Annotated in this window: 15 protein-coding genes, 1 other RNA gene and 1 riboswitch; of the genes, 4 read left to right on the forward strand and 12 right to left on the reverse strand. The window is 28.3% G+C overall.

Going from position 1 to position 18,820, the window contains the following annotated elements; translation table 11 throughout:
* Positions 1–37: 37 nt before the first annotated feature.
* The 9 genes from Q0733_RS00910 to Q0733_RS00950 all read right to left on the reverse strand — a co-directional run bounded on the left by Q0733_RS00910 (position 38) and on the right by Q0733_RS00950 (position 10,827).
* Positions 38–697, reverse strand: a complete 660-nt coding sequence (locus Q0733_RS00910; RefSeq protein ID WP_298777797.1) for a Crp/Fnr family transcriptional regulator — start codon at positions 695–697, stop codon at positions 38–40.
* 197 nt (positions 698–894) lie between these two features.
* Positions 895–1,044 carry a hypothetical protein gene (locus Q0733_RS00915; protein ID WP_298777798.1) on the reverse strand — a complete coding sequence of 50 codons (150 nt, stop codon included), beginning with the start codon at positions 1,042–1,044 and terminating at the stop codon, positions 895–897.
* Positions 1,045–1,109: 65 nt separating this feature from the next.
* Complete coding sequence (locus Q0733_RS00920) at positions 1,110–3,887, reverse strand: bifunctional aconitate hydratase 2/2-methylisocitrate dehydratase (RefSeq protein WP_298777801.1); 2,778 nt, start codon at positions 3,885–3,887, stop codon at positions 1,110–1,112.
* Positions 3,888–4,117: 230 nt separating this feature from the next.
* Positions 4,118–4,422: RNase P RNA component class A (gene rnpB / locus Q0733_RS00925), an RNA gene on the reverse strand.
* An 82-nt stretch (positions 4,423–4,504) separates the two neighbouring features.
* On the reverse strand, positions 4,505–5,626 hold the full coding sequence (gene dnaJ / locus Q0733_RS00930) for a molecular chaperone DnaJ (protein WP_298777803.1): 1,122 nt from the start codon (positions 5,624–5,626) through the stop codon (positions 4,505–4,507).
* 66 nt (positions 5,627–5,692) lie between these two features.
* Entirely contained in the window at positions 5,693–6,241 is a 549-nt protein-coding gene (locus tag Q0733_RS00935; protein ID WP_298777808.1) for a nucleotide exchange factor GrpE, read from the reverse strand.
* A 159-nt stretch (positions 6,242–6,400) separates the two neighbouring features.
* Positions 6,401–7,711 (reverse strand): UDP-N-acetylglucosamine 1-carboxyvinyltransferase, encoded by a 1,311-nt coding sequence (gene murA, locus Q0733_RS00940; RefSeq protein ID WP_298777812.1) that lies wholly within the window; start codon positions 7,709–7,711, stop codon positions 6,401–6,403.
* 6 nt (positions 7,712–7,717) lie between these two features.
* Positions 7,718–8,368, reverse strand: coding sequence for a DUF4290 domain-containing protein (locus tag Q0733_RS00945; RefSeq protein ID WP_298777814.1), 651 nt, complete (start codon positions 8,366–8,368; stop codon positions 7,718–7,720).
* Positions 8,369–8,505: 137 nt separating this feature from the next.
* Entirely contained in the window at positions 8,506–10,827 is a 2,322-nt protein-coding gene (locus tag Q0733_RS00950) for an ATP-dependent helicase (RefSeq protein WP_298777817.1), read from the reverse strand.
* A gap of 271 nt (positions 10,828–11,098) precedes the next feature.
* On the opposite strand from Q0733_RS00950, the gene Q0733_RS00955 reads away from it, so the two are divergent.
* The 3 genes from Q0733_RS00955 to Q0733_RS00965 are packed head-to-tail and all read left to right on the forward strand — an operon-like array spanning position 11,099 to position 12,948.
* On the forward strand, positions 11,099–11,713 hold the full coding sequence (locus Q0733_RS00955; RefSeq protein ID WP_298777820.1) for a SatD family protein: 615 nt from the start codon (positions 11,099–11,101) through the stop codon (positions 11,711–11,713).
* Between the two features lies 1 nt (position 11,714).
* Positions 11,715–12,434, forward strand: a complete 720-nt coding sequence (locus tag Q0733_RS00960) for a DUF3307 domain-containing protein (RefSeq protein ID WP_298777823.1) — start codon at positions 11,715–11,717, stop codon at positions 12,432–12,434.
* 1 nt (position 12,435) lies between these two features.
* Positions 12,436–12,948, forward strand: a complete 513-nt coding sequence (locus Q0733_RS00965; RefSeq protein ID WP_298777825.1) for a hypothetical protein — start codon at positions 12,436–12,438, stop codon at positions 12,946–12,948.
* A 76-nt stretch (positions 12,949–13,024) separates the two neighbouring features.
* Here Q0733_RS00965 and Q0733_RS00970 read toward each other — a convergent pair whose 3' ends face one another.
* Positions 13,025–14,971: a TonB-dependent siderophore receptor gene (locus Q0733_RS00970; protein ID WP_298777827.1), complete on the reverse strand. Its 1,947-nt coding sequence runs from the start codon at positions 14,969–14,971 to the stop codon at positions 13,025–13,027.
* Positions 14,972–15,049: 78 nt separating this feature from the next.
* Positions 15,050–15,247: riboswitch (cobalamin riboswitch) on the reverse strand.
* A gap of 58 nt (positions 15,248–15,305) precedes the next feature.
* Here Q0733_RS00970 and Q0733_RS00975 point away from each other — a divergent pair.
* The gene (locus tag Q0733_RS00975) at positions 15,306–16,445 is read left to right on the forward strand and encodes an ABC transporter substrate-binding protein (protein WP_298777829.1); all 1,140 of its coding nucleotides are present in this window, start codon (positions 15,306–15,308) and stop codon (positions 16,443–16,445) included.
* 257 nt (positions 16,446–16,702) lie between these two features.
* Here Q0733_RS00975 and Q0733_RS00980 read toward each other — a convergent pair whose 3' ends face one another.
* On the reverse strand, positions 16,703–18,013 hold the full coding sequence (locus tag Q0733_RS00980; protein WP_298777831.1) for a LuxR C-terminal-related transcriptional regulator: 1,311 nt from the start codon (positions 18,011–18,013) through the stop codon (positions 16,703–16,705).
* Positions 18,014–18,091: 78 nt separating this feature from the next.
* The gene (locus tag Q0733_RS00985; RefSeq protein WP_298777833.1) at positions 18,092–18,772 is read right to left on the reverse strand and encodes an aspartate/glutamate racemase family protein; all 681 of its coding nucleotides are present in this window, start codon (positions 18,770–18,772) and stop codon (positions 18,092–18,094) included.
* Positions 18,773–18,820: the final 48 nt, after the last annotated feature.

Consider the following 18,820-nt stretch of genomic DNA (forward strand, 5'->3'; position numbering starts at 1 on the left):
TAACTAAATGTTAGCTAGCGAACACTTAAGATTTATTTTAAAGTAATCTTATTTCTTTTCTATTAAAATTGATAATATTTTCTTCTTTTAATTCGTTCATTAATACATTTAGGTTAGATCTAGATGTACCAATTAAAGAGGCTATGTCTTTTTGAGTATAAGGATGTTTAATTACTTTATCTCCAGTTTTTTCACAATCATAACCATACTCTTCACATAATTCTTTCATAAACTCTAAAAAACGTGTTCTAGTATCCTTAAATAGAATTAATTGCAACCTTCTTTCTAATTTTTTAAAACGTAAGCCTAAAAATTTATATATTTTTAAACTAAATGTTTTATTATCTCTCATTAAATCGTGTAATACATTAACTCCAATAGGACAGATAGATGTTGAATTGTCTAAGGATTGCGCAAATTCATTTCTCTTTTCTTCTCCTAAAATTGCTTTTTCTCCAAATAATTCGCCTTTAGAAAGAATAGCTTTCACAACTTCAGTACCATCCTCAGTATAGTAACCCAACTTTATTTTTCCTTTTTCTATTAAGAAAACTTTATTGGCTGCATCTTCTTCAAAGTATATATAATCACTTTTATTATATGAATCAAAAGCATGGCATTTTTTATAGTTTTTAAATTTATGTGGACATAAAAGGTTAAATAGATTTACATTATCAAAAAACCATAAATTTTTCATGATTAATAAAATTTAAACGATTATTACTTAAGTCTAAAATTTTAAATAATACTTACAAAAATAACTACTGAAATTCATCAGAAGTTAATATAAAATTATAAAGTTTATGAAGCATTTTTCTTTTTAATTAAATTTAAAGCAGAGCATTCATTATACCAATCAATCTTACTTTTATTATATATCAGATTTTCGCTAAATTAATCTTTAATACCATCTGTATGAACCGCTTCTATAATTAAAGTTTCACCTAGTGAAAACTCTATTAAATCTAAGAAATTAAAAATATCATCTGCTTTAATTAAATTATAATTTGCTTGATTAACAAAACATTTAAAAATTAAAATCAACTTTAATAAAAACAAAAAAACCCAAGTAAAAACTTGGGCTTTAGAATTATAATTTCAAACAAATATTAGCTTACTAACTTCTTTGTAGAAGGTTTGAATTTAGTTAATACAATACCTTTAACGGCAGCTTGATATTCTTCTATTGTTGGAGTTCTACCCAATATTGTAGACAATACTACAACTGGTGTAGAAGATAATAAAGATTCTCCTTTTTTCTCATCTGTATCTCTTACTACACGACCTTGGAATAAACGAGTAGAAGTTGCCATAACAGTATCTCCAGCTTCAGCTTTTTCTTGGTTACCCATACATAAATTACAACCTGGACGCTCTAAATATAACATGTTCTCATATTTAGTACGTGCTAAACCTTTTGGTGCGTTATCATCAAATTCGAAACCAGAATATTTAACTAATATTTCCCAATCTCCTTCTTCTTTTAACTCATCAACAATATTGTATGTTGGTGGTGCAACAACTAAAGGAGCTTTAAACTCTACTTTACCATGTTGCTCTTCAATGTTCTTTAACATTTGAGCTAAGATCTGCATATCTCCTTTATGGATCATACAAGAACCTATAAACCCTAAATCTACTTTCTTTGTTCCTCCGTAGAAAGATAATGGTTGTATATTATCATGTGTGTAACGCTTAGATACATCTTCATTATTTACATCTGGATCAGCAATCATAGGCTCAACAATCTTATCTAAATCAATAACAACATCTGCATAATACTTCGCATCTGCATCTGGTTTTAACGCCGATTTAGTTCCTGTTTTAATTTCTATGATACGACTATTAGCTTTATCAACTAATCCTTTAAGATCTTGCTTTGGGTTATCCATCCCTTTATCAATCATAATTTGAATACGATCTCTAGAGATTTCTAATGACTCTATTAAAGTTTCATCTTCAGAAATACAGATAGATGCTTTTGCTTTCATTTCAGCAGTCCAATCTGTAAATGTAAATGCTTGATCAGAAGTTAAAGTACCAATATGTACTTCAATAATTTTTCCTTGGAAAACATTTTCTCCATCAAATTGATTTAACATTTGTTCTTGAGTAGCATGAACCACATCACGGAAATCCATATATGGTTTCATTTCACCTTTAAAAGTAACCTTTACAGATTCTGGAATAGGCATCGTAGCTTCACCTGTTGCTAATGCTAAGGCGACAGTACCTGAATCGGCTCCAAAGGCAACTCCTTTTGCCATACGTGTATGCGAATCTCCACCTATAATTACATCCCAATCATCTACAGCTAAATCATTTAATACTTTATGAATTACATCTGTCATTGCATGATATTTTCCTTTAGGGTCACGTGCAGTAACTAATCCAAAGTCATTCATAAATTTCATTAATCTTGGAATGTTAGCTTTTGACTTATCATCCCATACAGACGCTGTATGACATCCTGATTGGTATCCACAATCAACAATTGGAGAAATTACTGTAGCAGCCATCATCTCTAATTCTTGAGAAGTCATTAATCCTGTAGTATCTTGAGAACCTACAATATTTACTTCTACTCTAACGTTAGAACCCGCATGTAAAATTTTACCAGGAGTTGTTCCTACTGCATTTCTATTAAAAATTTTCTCAACAGCAGTTAACCCCTGCCCTTCTATAGAAACTTCTTTTGAAGCTGCATATACTTGAGGAACATCTATTTCTAAAACTTTACAAGCAAATGTTTGTAATTTTTTACCAAAAACAACAGCATAAGAACCTCCAGCTTTAATAAACTCCATTTTTGGCGGTGTTAAAGCTGTAGAAATATCTTTTAACTCTTTGTCTCCTTTATATAATTTCTTTGTTTTTGTATTTATAGTAAGAATTGTACCCGTAGCTACAGAATACTCTTCTTTTAAGATTGCTTCTCCATCTTCATCAACAATCGTGTTACCGTCAGCATCTTTTTGCTTTACCCAGTTTTTTAAGTCGATACCAATACCACCCGTTACACCAACAGTTGTTAAGAAAATTGGTGCAATACCATTAGTACCGGCAATAACTGGTGCATAGTTAATAAATGGTACATATGGACTAAAAGGAACTCCTGTCCATAAAGCAACGTTATTTACACCGGACATTCTTGAAGAACCAACTCCCATTGTTCCTTTATCAGCAATTAACATAACACGCTTATCTGGGTGTTTTTCTTTTAAAGCCAATAATTCTTGTTGCATTTCTTTATTATGCTCAAACATAGACTGTCCATGCAACTCTCTATCGGAACGAGAATGAGCATCAGCTCCAGGAGATAATAAATCTGTAGAAATATCACCTACTCCTGCTACAAATGTTACAATTTCTATTTCTTCATCTACTTCTGGTAACTTTGTAAAGAACTCTGCTTTAGAATAGCTTTCTAATAATTCTTTGGCGATAGCATTACCAGCTTTAAATGCGTTTTCTAATTTTTCTGTATCAGCCTCATATAAAAATACTTGTGTTTTTAACACTTTAGCTGCTTCAATTGCAATAGTTTCATCATTTCCTAAAGCTAAATCTAACAATACTTCAATTGAAGGCCCACCTTTCATATGAGATAATTGCTCAAAAGCAAAAGTTGGAGTAATTTCTTTTACAACCGTTTCACCTAAAATGATTTCTTTTAAAAACTTTGCCTTAACAACAGCAGCACTAGTAGTACCTGGTAAAATGTTATAAATAAAGAAGTTAAGAGATTCTTCTCTATATTCGTTATCTATATCTTTAATTTGTTCAATTAAAGCACTTGTTAATTCAGCTCCATCAATTGGTTGTGGATGAAGACCATTTTCTTTTCGTTCTTCAATCTGCTTGATGTAATCTTTATAAGTATTCATAAAGGAAATTTTTATTACTGTTAAGTTTTTTGATTATTGCTAAAAGTAAAAAACAAAAAATATTTATTTTTATTAACTTTTGTTCTACAAAACTACATTTTTAATATCAATTTTAAAAGATAAATAATAGATTGGAGCAATTATTAAATAAATAAAAGTTATTTAGAAAAATACTGAAAAAAAAACAACAAAAAGGAACGTTTTAGAAGTTTTTATGAATATATCATAAATAAAAAAGCAGACTAATAAGCCGAATTCTGTAACTTAAAAAGTTCTTATCATTTATCTAGTTCTAAAATTACTCTTAGAATCTATCTGCCTACCCTTTAGAATCGAGCGAGTAGCCCTCAAACTCTAATTTACATGGCATTGCACCTCATAGAGTTTACCTGGTTTCACTACAGCCTAACTGTACATTCTTTCTGTTGCACTGGTCCTCAACTTACGCTGGACGGATGTTATCCGCTATGATTACTCTATGGTGTCCGGACTTTCCTACTTATTAAAAAATAAGTCGATAAGATAAGTCTGCTTTTAATTTTGCAAAAGTAAATCTTTATAAATAAAAAACCACTCAAATATAAATTTGAGTGGCAATATTTTTATAAAAAATATATTTAAGAAAACATATCTTTAACCTTTTCAAAAAAAGATTTATCTGAAGTATTCGGATTTGGCGAAAAATTATCATCCTCTGACATTTTCTCAAAAAATGCTTTTTGCTCTTTATTTAATTCTTGTGGTGTCCAAACATTAATATGGATTAAAAAATCTCCTGTTCCATAACGTTCTATACTTGGTAAACCTTTTCCTTTTAAACGTAAAATTTTACCTGATTGAGTACCAGCATCTATCTTAATTTTTACTTTACCTGTTACAGTTTCGACTTCTTTATTTGTTCCTAAAACTGCTTCAGAAAAATTAATATACAAGTCATAATGAATATTTGTACCTTCTCTTTTTAAAGTTTCATGTTGAATTTCTTCAATTAAAACTAGTAAATCTCCTGAAATTGAATTTTTACCTGGAGCATCATTTCCTTTACCTCCTACTTTTAATTGAACACCTTCAGTTACACCTGCAGGAATATTAATTGGCACAGTTTCTTCTTTTACAATTAAACCTTGCGCATCTGCTCCATTTGGTTTAGAACTAATAATTTCTCCTGCTCCAGAACAAGTACCACAAGTAGTTGCCGTTTGCATTCTACCTAAAATTGTATTTGTTACTCGCATTTGCTGACCAGAACCATTACAAGTTGTACAGGTTTTATATCTTACACCATCTGCTTGAACTTTTCTACGAACTTTTACTTTCTTCTCTACTCCTTTGGCTATTTCTTCTAAAGTTAATTTTACGCGAATACGCATATTACTTCCTTTTACTCTTGCTTGTCTTTGACCACCGCCACCAAAGCCGCCTCCAAAACCACCGCCAAAAATATCTCCAAATTGACTAAAGATATCATCCATGTTCATTCCGCCGCCGCCAAAACCACCGCCACCTTGTGGACCATCAAAAGCAGCATGACCATATTGATCATAACGTGCTTTTTTATTTTCGTCACCTAAAACCTCATATGCTTCAGCCGCTTTTTTAAAGTTTTCTTCAGCAGTTTTATCATCTGGATTTTTATCTGGATGATATTTAATTGCCATTTTTCTATACCCTTTTTTTATTTCAGCTTGTGAAGCAGATTTAGAAATGCCTAAAGTTTCGTAATAATCTTGTTTTGCCATTTTATTTCATTTGCAGTATTCAACTAGCAATTAAAACAGTTATTAATTGCTTACTGATTTACTTAATTATTGTCCGATTACCACTTTTGGGTAACGAATAATTTTATCTCCTAATTTGTATCCTTTTTCTACACAGTCAATTACTTTTCCTTTTAAATCTTCTGATGGAGCAGGAATTTGTGTTATTGCTTCATGTATTTCTGCATCAAAAGTATCTCCTGTATTTGTTTCAATTTTAGACAATCCTTTTTGCTCTAAAGTGTTGTAAAATTTCTGATAAATTAACAATACACCTTTTCTTAATTCTTCTGCTTCTTTGTCTTCTTCAATATGTGTCAAAGCGCGTTCAAAATCATCTACAACTGGCAGTAAAGATGTCATTAATTCTTGCCCTGCAGTTTTAAACAACTCAATTCTTTCTCTTGTTGTTCTTTTTTTATAGTTTTCGAACTCAGCAAATAAACGTAAAAACTTATCTTTTTCAGCCTGAATTAATTCTTCTGATGTTGGTTCTTCTTTTACAACTTCTACTTCAACTTCTTGATTTTCTTCAACTTGAGAAGTTTCTTGCTCTTTTATAATTTCTTCTTCTTTTATATCTTCTTTCTTACTCATTTCTTTGTAATCGTTAAATTGTGTACAATTTATTTGCAAAAATGTTGCCAACAAAAAAATAGTGTCAAACTGACACTATTTTTATATTTTATCAAGAAACCAAATGACAAAAAATTTATCTTCAATTTGTCTAATTTTCTTTAAATAAACTAATTTTTCTTATTCTACAATTCTTTCAATATGAGCTCCGATAGATTTTAATCTTGCTTCAATATCCTCATAACCTCTATCAATTTGCTCAATATTATTAATAATACTTGTTCCGTCTGCAGATAAAGCTGCAATTAATAATGAAATTCCTGCTCTAATATCTGGTGATGTCATTTTTGTTGCCTTTAATGGCGTTTTAAAGTCTTGTCCGATAACAGTAGCTCTATGAGGATCACACAAAATTACTTTTGCTCCCATATCAATTAATTTATCAACAAAAAATAAGCGACTTTCAAACATTTTTTGATGTATTAAAACTGTACCTTTTGCTTGAGTTGCTATTACTAAAATAATACTTAATAAATCTGGTGTAAAACCTGGCCAAGGTGCATCTGCAACTGTTAAAACAGAACCATCAATATAGTTTTGAATTTCATAAGATTCTTGTTCAGGAATATAAATATCATCTCCTCTTCTCTCGAACTGAATTCCTAATTTTTTAAATACGTTTGGAATTTGACCAAGGTTGTCATAACTAACATCTTTTATGGTTAATTCTGAACGTGTCATTACCGCAACACCAATCCAAGAGCCAATTTCAATCATATCTGGTAAAACTCTATGCGTACAACCACCAAGTGATTTTACACCTTCTATAATTAATAAATTAGATCCAACTCCAGATATATTTGCCCCCATTGAATTCAACATTTTACATAATTGCTGAATATATGGTTCGCAAGCAGCATTATAAATTTTTGTAGTTCCGGTTGCTAAAACTGATGCCATTAAAATATTTGCTGTACCTGTTACAGAAGCTTCATCTAACAACATTTCTACACCAAATAACTCATCTGCCTCTACTCCATAAAAGTGCTCTTCTTTATTATATCTAAACTTTGCACCAAGCCTTATAAACCCCTCAAAATGAGTGTCTAATCTTCTTCTACCTATTTTATCTCCTCCAGGTCTTGGAATATAGCCTCTTCCAAAACGAGCTAAAAGCGGCCCAACAATCATTATCGACCCACGTAATGAACTTCCGTCTTTTTTAAAATCATCTGATTCTAAATAATTTAGGTTTAAATCATCAGCCTGAAATGAGTAAGAATTTTTACTCAATTTTTCTATTTTAACTCCTAATTTTCCAAGAATAAAAATTAATTTATTTACATCAATAATATCAGGAACATTATTAACTATTACTTTTTCAGGAGTTAATAATACTGCACACAAAATTTGTAATACTTCATTTTTTGCTCCTTGTGGAGTTATTGTTCCATTTAACTTATGCCCTCCTTCTATTTTAAATGATGCCATTGACTTTTATCTTTTTCTATTTTTGTGTTGATTATTATGCTGCGATTTTTTATAATTTTTGCTATTGTTCTGGCCTTGAGAACTTCTTTTTCTTAAAAGATTTTTACTTTCAGAAAGCGCTTCTTCAGAATCTCTTAAATCTATTTTTCCATCAGAAAGATCATATAAATGTTTAAAAATTACTGCATCATCTACCGTATCTTTATTCCAATTTAAATAGCATTTTTTCATATGATTAGCTATTGTAAAAACTAATGCTTCTTTTTTATCACCTTCATCCCAACTTAAAGCAATATCTATCATGGTTTGAATATTGTTACCATAATAACGATATCTTGATGCTGATTTTGGGTATGCCAAAGGCTCTGGTTTTTCTTGCAATTCTTCTTTAGATGGCTGCGGATAAGGAGACTCTACATCTAACTTAAATTCCGACATAATATATAATTGATCCCACAATTTATGTTTAAAGTCTGGAACATCACGTAAATGTGGCTGTAAATTACCCATTACATCTACAATTGCTTTTGCCATTTTATCACGTTCTTCTTTTGTTTCAAGAGCAATACAATGATCTACTAATTTTTGAATATGTCTACCATATTCTGGTATAATCATTAATGTTCTTTCTGAATTGTATTCTAAATCGAATGTCATTTATTATATTTTAGTGAAGTATTCTTGAAAGTTTTAAGTATCAAGAATTAAACTATTTTCTTTGTAGTTATTTAACGTTGCAAAATAAATAATTATTACCAATAATGAATTATGAAACTTATTTAATTTTAAACGTTTTATCCAATCACTTTTAATTTAGCAAACTGAAGCAATAACTTTTTCTTACCAACAGTACCAAATTTAATTTCAGCTTTTTTATTGGGTCCATTCCCTTCTAAAGCAAGTACTTCTCCTCTACCAAATCTATTATGTTCTACAATATTACCAACTACAATATGCCCATCAAATAAATTGGTTTTTGAGGTTGCTTGAGAAACTTTTTTTAAGTTTTTAGGAATTATAATTTCTTTTTTCTTTGCTAAATCTCTCTCTATTTTTTTACGCTGAATTGGTTTTTGAAAACGAATTTTTTTGGGAGCATCACTAAAAATACTCTTGTCTAAAAAATTATTTACAGAAGGTTCTGGTTTTTTAGGTGTAATATAAAATAAATATTGATCATCTATTTCTTCTAAAAACCTACTTGGCTCAGCATCAACCAATTTACCCCATCTATAACGTGTTTGTGCGTAACTTAAATAGGCTACTTTTTCTGCTCTTGTAAGCGCAACATAAAATAGTCTACGTTCTTCTTCTAGCTCACTTCTGGTATTCATACTCATGGCAGAAGGGAATAAATTTTCTTCTAAACCAACAATATAAACGTAAGGATATTCTAACCCTTTAGATTGATGAATGGTCATTAAAGACACACTTGGTTTATCATCATCTTTTTTTGCATCAAAATCTGTAGCCAAAGCAACGTCTTCTAAAAATGTGGTTAATGATGCGTCTTCTCCTTCCTCAATTTTATCAGTAATAAAATCTTTAATTCCGTTCAACAATTCTTGTACATTTTCAACTTTACTTACCGCTTCTGGTGTTCCGTCTTTTTCTAAATCTTTAATTAATTGTGTTTGTTTCACCACAATTTCAGCAATTTCAAATGCATTTTTTGTTTGACTTTCTATTTGTAAACGTAAAATCATGTTTGAAAAATTCTGTAACTTATTTTTAGTTCCAGAATTTATTTTTAAATCGATTTTATCAATATATTTTATAATTTCAAAAATTGATTTTTTATAATGATTTGCAGCTATTGTTAACTTATCAATGGTTGTTGCTCCAATCCCTCTTGCTGGATAATTGATAATTCTTTTTAAAGCTTCTTCATCATTTGGATTGATTAAAATGCGTAAATAAGACAATATGTCTTTAATTTCTTTTCGTTGATAAAAGGAAATTCCTCCATAAATTTTATAATCAATTCCTTTTTTTCTTAAAGCATCTTCTATGGCTCTAGATTGAGAATTTGTTCTATATAAAATACAAAAATTATCAGAATCTAATTGATGATTCATCTGATTTTCCCAAATAGATTGTGCCACAAAACGCCCTTCTTCTCCATCTGAAATGGTACGCATGACGTTTATAGAATCTCCAGAATCGTTTGATGTCCAAACCTCTTTATCTAATTTGGTTTTATTTCTTGCAATAACAGAATTTGCAGCGTTTACAATATTTTTTGTTGAACGGTAATTCTGCTCTAATTTAAAGGTTTTTACATCAGGATAATCTTTCTGAAAATTTAAAATATTCTGAATATTTGCACCTCTAAAACTATAAATACTTTGAGAATCATCACCAACCACACAAATATTTCCAAATTTATCAGCCAAAGCGCGAACAATAATATATTGTGAATGATTTGTATCTTGATACTCATCTACCATAATATATTTAAAACGATCTTGGTATTTTGCCAAAGACTCTGGAAAACGAGCCAATAACTCATTTGTGCGCAACAACAAATCATCAAAATCCATGGCGCCAGATTTAAAACATCTGTCTACATACTCTTTATAAATATCACCTACTTTTGGTCTGCTTGCATGTAAGTCTGCCTCTTGTAAATCAGAGCTATTAAAATAGGCTCTTACTGTAATTAAACTATTTTTAAAAGATGAAATTCTACCTAAAATCTGCTTAGGCTTATATCTTTCTTTATCTAAATTCATTTCTTTAATAATTGCTGTAATTAAACGAACTGAATCTTGTGTATCGTAAATTGTAAAGTTTGATGGAAACCCTAATTTGTCTGCTTCTGAGCGCAAAATCCTTGCAAAAACTGAGTGAAATGTTCCCATCCACAGGTTTTTAGCTTCACTTGCACCTACAACTCCAGCAATTCTTGCTTTCATTTCTCTTGCAGCTTTGTTGGTAAAAGTTAAGGAAAGAATATTAAAAGCATCTACACCTTGTTGCATTAAATGTGCAATTCTATAGGTTAATACTCGTGTTTTTCCAGAGCCAGCACCTGCAATAATAATCATTGGCCCGTCTTTTTGAAGAACTGCTGCTTTTTGGGCCTCGTTTAAAGAATTTAAATAAGTATTCAATAGATTTTTTGTTGAAAGAATTTAAAGTGTGAAATTACTTAAACTACTTCATTTTTTACGTACAGATTTATATTTTTTATTCACAGAGTTATTAATGATATCACAAAATTTTAAAATCAACTAATACAAAATCATTTTTATTTATCTGCTCTCAGACAGATAAAATTAAATATCTGTCTATAGGCAGATAAATTAAATTATCTGTCCATAGACAGATAATTTTGATTATTTAATGAATAAATGATATATTTGTAATTAAATACAATTATTAATGACAAGTATTTTAACTGGCGATATTATAAACTCTAGAAAAAGCAAAGATGATTTATGGCTAAAAGCGCTAAAAGAAACATTAACATATTTTGGAGAATCTCCAAAATATTGGCAAATTTATAGAGGAGATAGTTTTCAATTAGAAATAAAAGATTGCCAAAACGCTTTCTTATCAGCTCTGAAGATAAAATCAATTATAAAAATGATAGATGGTGTTGATGTTAGAATTGGAATTGGAATTGGCAAAAAAGAATTTGATACTGACAAAATTACAGAATCTAATGGAGAAGCATTTATAAACTCTGGCTTTGCTTTTGATAATTACTTAAAAAAACAAAATTTAGCCATTAAAAGTCCTTGGCAAGAAATTGATAAAGAACTAAATATTGCTTTTGATTTAGCTTTACTAACCATGGATAATTGGACCGTAAATTCTGCTGAAGTTTTTAAAACATCTTTAGAAAATGAAACAGCTACACAAAAAGAAATTGCTGCTATTCTAGGTATTACACAAGGCAGAGTTAGTGAACGTCAAAAAAGAGCTGGTTTTGAACAAGTTATGAAGCTAGACAAGCATTTCAGAGAATTAATACAACTAAGAAAAGGACTATAAAATGTTATTATTTCTAAAATTTTTATTGGCACATGTTTTAGGAGATTTTGTTTTTCAATCAGAAAAATGGGTAAAAGACAAAGAACAAAAAAAAATTAAATCTCCTAAATTATACATACATATTGGCATTCACACTATTCTTCTCTTACTATTTATAAAATTTAATATTCAGCAATATTGGTTAGGTTTAATCATCATAACAACCTCTCATTATATAATTGATGTTTTAAAACTTACCTATCAAAAGAAAAAAAATAAAAGAAGCTGGTTTTTTATAGACCAAGTTTTGCATGTTTTAATGTTAGTTTTTACATCAATATTATATACCAAATCTAGCTTTTCTTTTGATACTTTTTTTACAGATAAAACTTTATTACTAATCATTTCAATTCTTCTAATTACAAGTGTTTCTCCAATTATTATAAAAGTTTTTATTACACAATGGAATCCTGAAAGTAAAAAAGAAAATGATGATTCTTTAGCTAAAGCAGGACGCTATATTGGTATTTTAGAACGTCTTTTTGTATTTGTTTTTGTTATTACTAATCATTGGGAAGCTATTGGTTTTTTATTAGCAGCAAAATCAGTTTTTAGATTTGGAGATTTAACAGAGTCTAAAGACAGAAAATTAACAGAATACATTTTAATTGGAACTTTATTAAGTTTTGGTTTGGCTATTTTAATTGGTATTTTATATTTACAACTCTCTAACCTACTTTAAAATGGAAGATAAAATCTTAGAAAGCATTGCATATATTTTACCTGCTGCAGTAACTGGTTTTGTTGCTTATTACATGTTTAACGGTTTTTTAAAACAGCAAAACTCAGAGAGAAAAATAGAACTTTTAGCTCAAAAAAAGAAAGATTCTTTACCTATAAAATTACAAGCTTATGAACGTATGTTGTTGTTTTGCGAGCGTATAAACCCTGTGAAAATGTTAATGAGAATTCCACCAATTTCTACAGATACAAAAGATTATTTAGATTTATTAATTGCAAATATAAATCAAGAGTTTGAGCATAATTTAGTACAGCAAATTTATATATCAGAAGATAGTTGGACAGCTATTTACGCTTCTAAAAATGCTGTAACTAATAAATTAAACCAAATAGCAGAAAAAGCTACTTCTGCCAATAATTTAAGAGAAGAAGTTTTAATTGAATATTCTAAAAAATTACCACCCACAGAAACTGCTATTGACGTTATTAAAAACGAAGTAAGAAAATTGTTATAATAAAAAAAACTCCGTTTGTAGAATTATTCTACAAACGGAGTTTTCTTCTTTTTCATTTTTTAGCATTCTTCCCTTACTAAAATTGTAATCTTACTCCTACTTTATAGTTTCTACCTCTTGTAGAATACCCAAATACATCATCATAATCTTCATTTAAAATATTAGTTACAGCAGCAAAAAATGTAACTGTATCTCCTAATACTTTATAATTTGTCATGAAATCTAATACTTGGTAGTTTTCTAGAATAACATCTTCTCCAGCAGTTCCAAAAGAACCATATCTATCAAAAATTGTTCTTTTACCAACGTTTCTATAAGTAAAATTAAAAAACGCATTATCAAAAGGTGTAATATCTAAACCTGCTACAAATTTATTTTTTGGAATGTAATCGTTAAAATCTTCAGTTTGATCTCTATCTACATAAGTAAAAGAAGCGTTAAGAGTTAAAAATGATGTTGGTATAACTTTAGTACTTAATTCAAATCCATTTGCATCTGAAGAACCATTACCATATTTATAGGTAGAATTATCATAAATAATAGCATCTGTTTCTTTTCTATTAAAATAAACAGCTTCAAACTGAACCCAGTCTTTATAATTTAAATCAAAACCTGCTTCAAAAGTTTCATTAGATTCTGGGTTTAAATCAATATTTCCAGAAAAACCATCATATAACTGGTATAAACTTGGTGCAATAAATGCTGTACTGTAAGAAGTTAATAATTTTATAGAAACATCATCATTCTTTAAAACTGAATATGCTAAGTTACCATCATAAACAAAATGATTTCCATATACATTGTGAATATTTAAACGTCCACCAATATTTACACTTAAACCATAATTAGAAACATAAACCACACTTGCATAAGGATCTACCGTATTAAAGTTAGCAATTCCTTTTTCTATACCACCAAAAGGTGTTACAGTATTATTACTATGTATTTGGTAATTTACACCAGTAATTAATTGAAGTTGATTAAAAAATTCATACTTATTAACCAAATCTACATTTACACTTCTACCTACAAACTCATAAGTATCTAAAGTACTAGAGAAAGAATTAAATTGTTTTAAATCTCTTTCTACAACATTTGCTGAAGCTAATAAATAAATCTGTCCTTTATTATACGTATATGTTGGTTTAAAACCTACTCTAAATTGCTCTTGACTTCCAGTATTTAGGTCATTATCAGAAAATGCACCCGCATCAAAATCATAATTAAATTCATCGTAATTTAAAAATGTCTCAATATTTAACTTGTCATTTACTTTGTAACCTAATTTTAATAATCCGTTTTTAGAATAAAAGGCATCATTATTAAAAGTAGTATTTGTTTTACTTTTTGCAGATGACATACCGTCTAAACCAGTTAAACTAAAAGAACCTAAAAAGTTAAGTTTTCCCAAAGTACCATTTAATGTTACATTTTGGTTTGTATCAGATAAACTACCTTCAGAAGAACTTGCATTATTATTTGTACCAACACTAGTTTCAAAAGAACCAGAAAACTTGTCTTCAGAAGCTTTTTTTAATGTAATACTAATAACAGCTGTTGCCGCACCAGAACCATATAAAGTTGAAGAAGCTCCTTTTAAAATCTCTATATTTTCAATTTGACTTACTGATAATAAACGTAAATCGAATTCTTGATTTATTGCAGATTGATCTGTTACAGGAACACCATCTATTAAAACCAAAACTTGCCTACTTCTACCACCTCTAACATTAATACTTCTAGGCTCTGAAGGGTTTGCGTTAACCCCTTTAATATCTATACCTGCAACAGTATTTAATATTTCAATAACTGTTTTACCTGCATTTTGCTGTAATTCTTTTTGTGTAATTACATGAATCACTTTACCCGAATTCTCTTTTTTTGATTTAAATTTTGTTGCAGTTACTACAACTTCTTTTAACGTTTCTACTTTTTCTTTTTGCGTTTCTTTTTTTTGTGCAAAAAGATTTGTGCTAACAATACTACATGCCAAAACACCAACAATTACTAATTGTTTTTTCATTTTTTAATAAATTTAATTTACAATAAATCAGGAAAAATAAGTACGTGTTTTTAGTACCAAAACTTTTATCCCGAAAGTTTTTATCTCATGATTATTGGCAGGTCTCCTGACTTGCGTCTTGTAACAAACCTTCCCATTAACAAAAACAGTGGTTAAAGAATTAGTTACAAGCTTTATAGCTTACAGTTGCGGGAACAGTTCTGGATTTTAACCAGATTCCCTTTTAATTTGATGCAAAATGATTTTTACATCAAAACCTAAAATCGATGCAAATGTAGTTTAAAAATTGTTCTTGATACAATTCTTTTGTAATCTTGTATAAATTATTTTTTAAATGAAAAAACTCAAGCTTAGTTCTTCTTATATAATGCTGTTTTTATTATTTTTTTCTTGTAAAAAAGAAATAACAAAAACCATAGAAACCAATAAAATTGAAAGTAGAATTAAATACGCTAAAGGTTTTGACATTATTGAAAAAAATGGTTTAAAAAAGTTAATTATAAAATCTGCTTATCAAAATTCTTATGATGTTTTTGAATATGATATTCAGAAAAAAATGCAAAATACAATTGTTGATTATACAAAAGAAACAATTGAAATTCCAATCAAGAAAATTGTTGTTACCTCAACAACTCATATTCCAATGATTGAATTATTAAATGAAGAAACTACTATTATTGGTTTTCCTTTTTCAAAATATGTATCTTCAGAAAAAACAAGAATATTGATTGATAATGGAAAAATTACAGAAATAGGAAAAGAGAATTCTTTAAATACTGAGATTCTATTGGATTTACAACCAGAATTAGTAGTTGGTTATAGTGTTTCATCTGCTGATAAATCTTTAACCACCATTAAAAAAGCAGGAATTTCTGTAATTTATAATGGAGATTGGCTAGAAGAGACTCCTTTAGGTAGAGCTGAATGGATTAAATTTTTTGGTGTTTTATTTGATAAAGAACAACAAGCTGATAGTATTTTTAAAATGATTGAAACTAATTATTTACAGGCCAAAAAAATCGCTTTAAAATCTAATAGAAAGCCAAGTATTTTATCTGGAGCAATTATGAGTAAAGATATTTGGAGTTTACCAGCTGGAGATAGCTTTGTTGCGCAATTTTTAAAAGATGCTAATTTGGATTATTTATGGAAAAACTCTAGTGGTAAAGGAAGTTTATCGCTTAGTTTTGAAAGCGTTTTTGATAAAGGTGCAAATGCTGATTATTGGATAGCTCCAGGTTATTTTTCATCTAAAGAGCAATTATTAAACAGTAACCAATTATACTCAAAATTTAAGGCTTTTAAAACAAATAAAATTTATACCCCTACAACAAAAAAAGGTAAAACTGGTGGCGTACTTTATTATGAGTTAGCAACTACAAGACCAGATTTGGTATTAAAAGATATTATTAAAATTACAAATACAGATTTATTACCTAATTATAACTTTACTTTTTTTGAAAAGATGAAATAAATTAGAGTTTATCTTATTTTTTGAGACTTGTACTTTTTAAATTTATATAACTTATAAATCACAAAAAATAAATGACAAAAAAATAACTCTAGAAAAAAATCTAGAGTTATATGAGTTGAGGGTATATAAAAAATTCATAACAATTTTTTTACAGTTACAAATTTAACAACAATAACAGTTTATTGAAGCTTTTTAAGGGGTAGTTTTCAGGTAGTTACTGGGTGGTTACCGAGTAGTTATAGGCAGTTAGCAACAAATTACGTTAAGTTTAACACTTCTTTTCTACTTTTTATATTTAATTTTTCATAAATATTTTTAACATGAAATTTTACAGTATTAATAGAAATATTTAATTCATCTGCAATTTCTTTATTACTTTTCCCTAAAACTAATAAGTCAAAAATTTCTCTTTCTCGATGACTTAAATCATATAAAGAAGGTTTATTTTTTTCTTTCGTATTTACGGAATGTTCGTTTACTTGTTTAGAAAAATTAACAATCTCACTCCTCATAAAATTATTTTCATGTTTTAAGGTATTCATTCTATATAAAACTGCAATAGACAAAATAATCATTTCAAAAAATGCACCAATTTTAATTGTTGTTGCATTCACATTCATTATAGATACCCCCCAATATTTTAAGACGTAAAAGTCGATTCCAGAAAACAATATAATAACATAGGCAAAAACTATCATTTTTATATATACATTTTTCTTAAACATGAAAACTGCAAATAGCCAATAAGTAAAAAACAAGGTAAATATTAAAATATTTAAAAGCAATAAATAAAGATATTCTCCTTGAAATAAGTAAAGAACTCCTAATACAACAACAGCAAATTCAATGACATAACTATACTTTTTAAATTTTGGAAAATATTGATTTAAAAACAAATAACTTTTAGCAAACTTAGAAGAAAAATAAGCTAAAAAAATGTAGTTTGCAATCAATAAGATATTACTAATTTTTGGACTTATATTATAAAAATTAAGCATACCATCCATATTAAAAATACCAAAACTAATATTTACTAAAAATAAAGCATAGTATAAAAAGGCATTATCCTTAAACAAAACATAATAAAATAAATTGTACAGAATAACAAGTAAAGTAAATCCATAATAAAAACCATTGATAAGCAGTTGATTTTTTTCTTTTAAAATTGATTCTTCTTCAACATTTAGCTCAACAGGAATATAGCCTTCTTGGCTTGGATTTATTTTAATATAAGTATCATGATCTCTAAAAAAAGAATAACTCAAATAACGTTCATTATTAAGTTTTTTTATTAATATTTTATTATAATAAGCTTCAGCAGAGTTGATTTTTGCTTGTGTAATTCTAAAAATGTATTTAGAATTTGTTTCTATTGCTGGTATTTTAAACCAATAATAATTATCAAAATATTTATCGGAAATTTCCTTTTCTAAAAGCTGAAAATTTGCTTTTTCTATATTGTCAATAGTAAAACTATGATTAGAATCTTTAAAAAAATAAATTTCTGTTTGCGAAAAAACAGAAAATTGGAATAGAAATGTTATTACTATAAAAAACTTAAACTTCATAATTAATTTTTTATTAAAATATTTATTACTAAATATAATTAGCAAATCAATATTAAAAAAGGGGCGTTATTATTTATATTATAAATTAAAAGCAGTTGTTGCGTGAATTGTTGTAGTATCAAAAACAGGCACAGTAACATCTTCTTGATGAATTAATAATGGAATTTCTGTACAACCTAAAATAATACCTTCAGCACCATTTTCTATTTGTTTATTTATAATATTAATATATTTTTCTTTAGATAAAGGATTTAACTCTCCTTTAGATAGTTCATTATAAATAATACTATGAATTTCGTTTCTATCTTTTTCATCAGGAATAATAGTTTCTATACCAAATGAAGTTAAGATTTCTTTAAAAAAATCTTTTTCCATTGTATATTTTGTACCTAATAAAGAAACTTTTTTTAATCCTTTTTGGGTAATTGCTTTTGCCGTTGCTTCTGCAATATGTATTACAGGTATATTAACCACTTTTCTAACTGCGTCTATACACAAATGCATTGTATTTGCGCAAATTAAAATACAAGTTGCCCCACCAGCTTCTAAACTTTTACCAGCTTCTGCCATTAATTGGTCTAACTTTTTCCAATTTCCCTCAGATTGTAAATTAGAAACCTGACCAAAGTCAAAAGAATTCATAATTATTTTTGCAGAATGTGAACCACCTAATTTTTCATTATTTAATTGATTTAAAATCCTATAATATAATATGGTAGATTCTGGAGTTATACCTCCTATAAGTCCTATTTTATTCATTTAATTATATTTTTTTATGAATCATTTACCTTCAGATATAAAAATATC

Origin of the sequence: uncultured Polaribacter sp., assembly GCF_947500975.1 — a bacterium.
Taxonomy (GTDB): Bacteria; Bacteroidota; Bacteroidia; order Flavobacteriales; family Flavobacteriaceae; genus Polaribacter.